At 60.3% G+C, this 5,610-nt stretch carries 4 protein-coding genes and 1 pseudogene; all 5 read right to left on the bottom strand.

Annotated features, from left to right (window positions below; genetic code table 11):
• A partial coding sequence (locus ACWJKU_RS19730) for a single-stranded DNA-binding protein (protein ID WP_454148501.1) occupies positions 1-337 on the bottom strand: 337 nt, incomplete at its 3' end.
• Positions 338-353: 16 nt separating this feature from the next.
• Positions 354-980, bottom strand: coding sequence for a transglycosylase SLT domain-containing protein (locus tag ACWJKU_RS19725; RefSeq protein WP_454148247.1), 627 nt, complete (start codon positions 978-980; stop codon positions 354-356).
• On the bottom strand, positions 902-1,519 hold the full coding sequence (locus tag ACWJKU_RS19720; RefSeq protein ID WP_101530075.1) for a hypothetical protein: 618 nt from the start codon (positions 1,517-1,519) through the stop codon (positions 902-904). Before ACWJKU_RS19720 ends, ACWJKU_RS19725 begins: the two co-directional genes overlap by 79 nt.
• Positions 1,520-1,602: 83 nt before the next feature.
• On the bottom strand, positions 1,603-4,296 hold the full coding sequence (locus ACWJKU_RS19715) for an FtsK/SpoIIIE domain-containing protein (protein ID WP_226331906.1): 2,694 nt from the start codon (positions 4,294-4,296) through the stop codon (positions 1,603-1,605).
• Between the two features lie 20 nt (positions 4,297-4,316).
• A pseudogene (locus tag ACWJKU_RS19710) lies at positions 4,317-5,610 on the bottom strand (hypothetical protein); the annotation flags it as partial.

Below are 5,610 nucleotides of genomic sequence, written 5' to 3'. Positions count from 1 at the left end.
TTACGACGAATTCAATGCGGCTTTCCTTGATCGGGCGGCCCTCGCCGTCCTTGCGATCCTTCGATTCCCAGACCCGCTTGCGCATGTTGCCGCGCACCTGAATCTGCGACCCCTTGCGGGTGTACTTCTGCACCACATCGACCAGACCCTTGTAGTAGATGGTCAGGTCGAACCAGTCCACCTTCTCGACCTTCTCGCCGGTTTCCCGGTTCTTGTACGAGGCGTCCACCGCAAGCGGGATGCTGGCAATGGGGTCGCCATTGTTCGGGTTGTAGCGAACCTCGGGATCGGTGCCGAGGTTGCCCGTGAAACGGAACGAGTTGTTGATGCGGCTCATGATGAGGCTGCTCCTTTCATTGTTGAGAGACTGATACGTGGGCGTATCGTTGTTGCAGCCAATTGCCCCACTGGATTGCGAAGGGAATCAGCTTGCTGCGGTACACGGCGTTGTACTTCGGGGTCTTGGAGTGGTAGTTCGCCACCCGTGTCCAGAAGTCTTGTCCCGTGGGTTCGTCGATGTGCTGGCGAAGCATCCAAGCGGCAAGCTCTGCGTTGTAGCAGCCGCGCCATGCGACATCCTGTTGAGTGATCGAGGGGTACTGCGCAAACCGACCGTTCTGCTTCCAGTGGATTGTGTTGATCTGGAAGTGGCCGATGTCCTTACTACCGTTCGTGTTGCCGACGAACTGGCCGTTCTTGCCGCCCTCGACGCTGGCCAGCGCGAGCAGCACGTTGGCGGGGACTCCCTGCTTCTGCGCAGCCCGGATAACGCAGTCGATGGTGGCCGGGCGGATTGCGTAGAAGTCATCGGAATTCGGGATTGCCGGGCTGCTGCCGTCCGGCGTCTGTGCGAAAGCGGAAAAAGCGGCTAGTGCCGCCGCCAGTGCGAAGAGAGGTTTCATCAGCCGAGCCATTTTTCGTGCTTGAACCAGAACCAGAACGCCCCGTCCACAAACAGGTGCCCCGTCTTCACCTGCCATGACCTGTAGCTCTTCTTCATACCGAAGACCCACAGGGCGAAGGCAATCGAGAGCCAGTTCAGGGCCAGCAAGAGTGCCGCCCCGGATGCAAGCATGTAGATGAAGCCGATGGCCGCAAGCGTGCTGGCAACGAAGAAGGCGCGTGAGTGCAGGCGGTGCCCGCGAGCGATTTTCTCGCGCTCGGCGTACTCCATGTCTGTGAGGTCGGCCTTGACGCGCTCGTTGCGATAACGCGCCGCACTCTCGCGAACCTTGGCGACATCGCTTTCCTCAAGAAAAGCGAAGCCGCAGCTATTGCATACCCACGGGTGAAGGTGGCGCGTGGTGCCGTCTTGCTGCTGGTCGATGACCTGTCCCTCATCGCCCTGCATGACCAGCACGCCCTTGTCGCATTCGGGGCAGACCGGATTCGAGAGCGACTTCCAGAGGTCGGCGATCTGCCTGTTGCCCATCTTGAGTTGGTTGATCCCAAGGATGGACAGGGGCATGGACACAAACGTGAACTTCGCTGCCTTCTTGCCTGCTTTCCAAATGCCCACAACAACACCTCACCCATCAAAAGTACGATTATTTGATTGTCAGTCAAAACACTGTGGTTGTCAATTTTTGACAAGTGCTCAGACTACATGTCTCGAAGCGAGCTTTTCATTAGCTCCGCGCACGTTGCGGACAGGGCGTCGAGCTTGTCCTTCGCTTCGGGAATGTCGATGCGATCAGGCTCGGGCGGGTCGATGTAAGTCGTCTCCCGAGCAATCGCGCCCCGCGTCTCTTGGATGCGATCCTCGGTGTCCCATTTGTCCTCAAGGCTGGCGAAAGCCTCGCCAGATGCCACCACCTCCATCTCAAGCAGCTTGTCGCGGTCGGCGATGGAAAGCTCTTCCTCCCATTCTTCCTCGGACGGCATGTCGTCGAGCATGAACAGGTGTTGCCGAAGGATCGGCAGAGCCTTGTCACGGAAGGCTTCGCTGTCGGCATCCGTCAGAACGATATTTGTCGTCACCGCCTCGGCGCTGATGATGATTTCGTCATCGTCCTCGGCCATCTTGTACGGTGTCGCGGACGTGTAGGCGGACTCCCCTTCCCCCTTCGGCTGGCTCAGCACGAGGTCGGCCACGTCAAGCAGCGCCTTCGTCGCTGCGGCTTGCTGGAGGCCAAGCGGATCGCCCGGATCGGTGGCGGCAACCGCGCTGGTCGTTGGCGCGGGCTTGGCTGGGGTCAGGTCGGTGCTTTCCACGGGCTGCGTCGCGCTGCTGCCGCCTGCCGCTGCCTTCGGCTGCGTGCTGGCCGGAATCTGCGCTCCACCGGAGATGAACCATCCCATCACCGCGAACGATGCGTCGAGCCGCCCGAGACGCGGACGCTCCGGGTCTTCGTAGTTGCGCTCGAACGCCGTGTGCATGGAGGCGAGAATCGGGTCGCCCTTCACCGCGCTGCGCACGGTTTTCGGGAACGAACCGTCGATCATGCTCTTCATCAACGCTTCGACCGCCTTGCGGTTCTGCGGCAGGTCGGACGGTTCGGGTGCTTCCACCGGCAAGAAATCGTTGATGCGCATTTCCTTGGGTGCTGGGCCTGCGGTATAGAAGCCCATCCCCCGGATCACGCGCACCCCGCCCGTCTGCCCATTGCGCTCCTTCTTGCCGATGAGGAACGTGAATTCACCGTTCTCCTGCATCGCCAGATCGTCGTAGTCGAGGCGAGCGCGACGCTCGATGGAGATGTTGTCCTGCTGACGGAAAACCTCATTGACCCCGCCCGGACGGCGCTCGAACCCCGCCATGCGGGCTTCTTCGCCTTCGCCGGAAGCACCTTGGATGCGCTCCCATGTCTCGGAGCGTTGCCCCGAGGTGATGCGCCCGATTGCCCGGATGTTCGTGTTTTCCCATGTGGCGTCCGCTTCCTCCGCACTCGACTTCTTGAGGGACGAGAAGTCCTGCGCCGCGAAGATCACGGAGAAGCCCAGCGAACGGGCCTGCGCCGGGGCCACGGCGAAGCCGATCACCGCGTAGTAGCCGTATTCGTCGAGGATCGTGTAGAACGGGAACGACGCATTGGTCGGACGGCTGTCGATGATCTCCCGCACCACGCCTTCCACGCGGTTGCCGAGGCAGCCCGCCATCATCTGCTTGATGCTGCCCACGATCATCTTGCCCAGCATTCTCATGCTGTCCGGGGCGCGTTCCAGCGCCGGGAGCAGGACGACAAGCAGGCGTCGGTTGATAACCACGTCGAAGAAGTCCACGTCCCCGACCTTGGTCTTGAATATATGCCCGTAGTTGAAGGTCAGGTCGTTGAAGATGCGGGTAAGCTGCATGACGATGTAGCCGTGCTGCTCCAGCGTCTTCGTCTCCTGCTTCTTCATCTTCGTCTTCTGATAGCCCGGAAGGGTCACGAGGTATGAGCGCAGTGGAGCCACGATCACGTCGAACATGTCCCCATACTTGCCGTTGTGCTCCCAGACCAGTTCCTCGATCACGTTGAGTTCGAAGTATTCGAGGTACTTTTCCGGCGACAGGTTGATATAGCCCTTGTCGCGCAGGTAGATCAGCGGGCGCGTCAGGGCCGCCACGAACGAGATCGCCCGCCCCTTCCACATGTCGCCACCGCCACCGGAGTCGTCCATCAGCGACACGATCAACTCGATCAACATGCCCGATGAGGTGTTCCCCATGATGTTCATGTTGTTCGTCACCTTGTCGGGCTGCTTCTCCACGAAGTCGCGCCCGGAGGTGATGAAGTTGATGATGAGCAGATCGTCCTCCCGCCCCAGATACCGCGACAGGCGGAAGATTTCCTTCTGGAGCTTGGGATCGCCCTTGCCGTCCACGTAGATGAAGCCGGTGTTCTGGACAAGTGCGTTGAAGACGAGGCCCAGCAGGAACTCGGTCTTACCGGAGCCGGTGGTGCCGAGCACGAGCATGTGCGTGCGCAGGTCGCTGTCGCCAGCGTAAATCTGCTCCTTCGTCTCCAGATCGTTGCCGATCATCGTGACGCCCTTGCCGATTTCCTTGCCGCCCCGCGTGGAGCCATCTCTTACCTTCGCCAGCAGCGGCACACGGTACGGGAAGTCAAAGGAGCGTTTGTCGGTGCGAACAAAGCTCCTTCCGTACATCCACGCGATCAGCAGCATCAGCTCGCCGGACAGTGGCACTTTCACGAGCACCAGAGAGATGATGGGCAGCATGAACAGCCCGAGCACCACCCCATCACCGGAGTTGAAGAAGTCCGAAAACTTCTGCCCGAACAGCCGAGTGTCCTTACGACGGCGAGACGCCTTTACTTCGTGCTGCCGGGAAGCTCCCTTGTATTGCGCCATTCGGTATCAACCCCTGTCGATCAGGCCACTTCAAGCTCTGTGCTGTTGTAATACTCGTGGATCAGTTCCTTCGCGAGCCGCTCGATGACGCTCGACTCCATGTCGTTATCCACGAAGTCCGCTCCACGGAAGGTTTCTTCCTTGAGGCGTTCCACGAGCTTCTTGCACGAGCCACCGGGGAACCGCTTGGCGAGCAGGCGGCGAGCTTGTTGGCGTGGCATCGACTCATAGAGCAGGCCGCGCAGCTTCCGGTCTTCTGCGGTCGTCGAGAGCGCCCACAGGCGCATCGCACCGGCTGTCATCGTGAATAGCTGGCTGTAGGTCGCGTTCTTGGTCGAGAAGCGAGCCAAGAACGTCGCGCCGTGGGCGTTTGCGCCATGCACGTAGTTGACCAGCGCCGATTCCTCGACCGGCTTGAGGCCGATGTTGTCGCGCAGCCAGCGCCGGGTTTCTTCGGTGCCGCTGTCGAGGATGAAGAGCGCCGTGGCGATCTTGGTGAGTTCGCCGAAGTCCTCCATCAACTGCGAAGCGAGGATGATTTCGAGGTTCCACTTCCGGGCTTCACGGCCATCGGTCAGTACCTGCAACTTCAAGCCGTCATGGCCGCCCGTCTTGTGGAACTCGTCCATGCACAGCACCTTGTTCTCATCCACGATGTCGTTGATGAGCCGGTCGTAGTAGGGCTTATACAGGTCGTCGAAGTACGGCAGGTCTTCCTTGGAGAAGGCAACCTTCTTCATGAAGCTCTGCCGAGCGATCATGTACATCAGCGCGGTCTGTTTGTAGGCCGAGTCGGAACCGATGATTGCCACATCCTGCAAGTCCAGTGAAATCACACGGGCGCTGCCGATGTCGAAACGGGTGTGCGACGAGAAGATCGGGTAGTCGCCCACGGCCTCGCGGATGCCCAGCGAGAACGCCTTGATGAGCGGGCGGTTGCCCTCGGCCATCACGCCGCCGTATTCCGCTTCCACTTCCTCGCTCGAAGCCACGCCGACCAGATCGTTCAGCGTCGGCACGGCGTAGCGTTGTGCGACCTCGGCCTCGTAGATGTAGCCAGCCTTGAACAGCGCATCCACCAGTTCCCAGTAGGTCGTGGCCGGAAGAATCTTGTAGCCCAGCTTCGCGACGGCCTCGTCCACTACGGCGTTGTGCCCCGGCTTGTAGGTTTCCGGGCTGGCCTTCTCCAGTCGGTCGCTCTTCTTCTGGAAAGCGAGGTCGATCATGCGGCCCACGAAGTTCGACATGCCCTCGTAGGGCTTGCCGCGCCGTTCGGGCGGCGTCACAAGAATCGAGAGGAAGTTCTTGATGAAC

The organism is Methylocaldum sp. MU1018, assembly GCF_053646775.1.
The sequence above is the reverse complement of the archived record's forward strand: the minus strand, read 5'-3'. Positions and strand labels throughout refer to the sequence as shown.

Coding starts and splice junctions, on each gene's coding strand:
- ACWJKU_RS19725 (WP_454148247.1), bottom strand. CDS start 980: ATGGCAGGTGAAGACGGGGCACCTGTTTGTGGACGGGGCGTTCTGGTT.
- ACWJKU_RS19715 (WP_226331906.1), bottom strand. CDS start 4,296: ATGGCGCAATACAAGGGAGCTTCCCGGCAGCACGAAGTAAAGGCGTCT.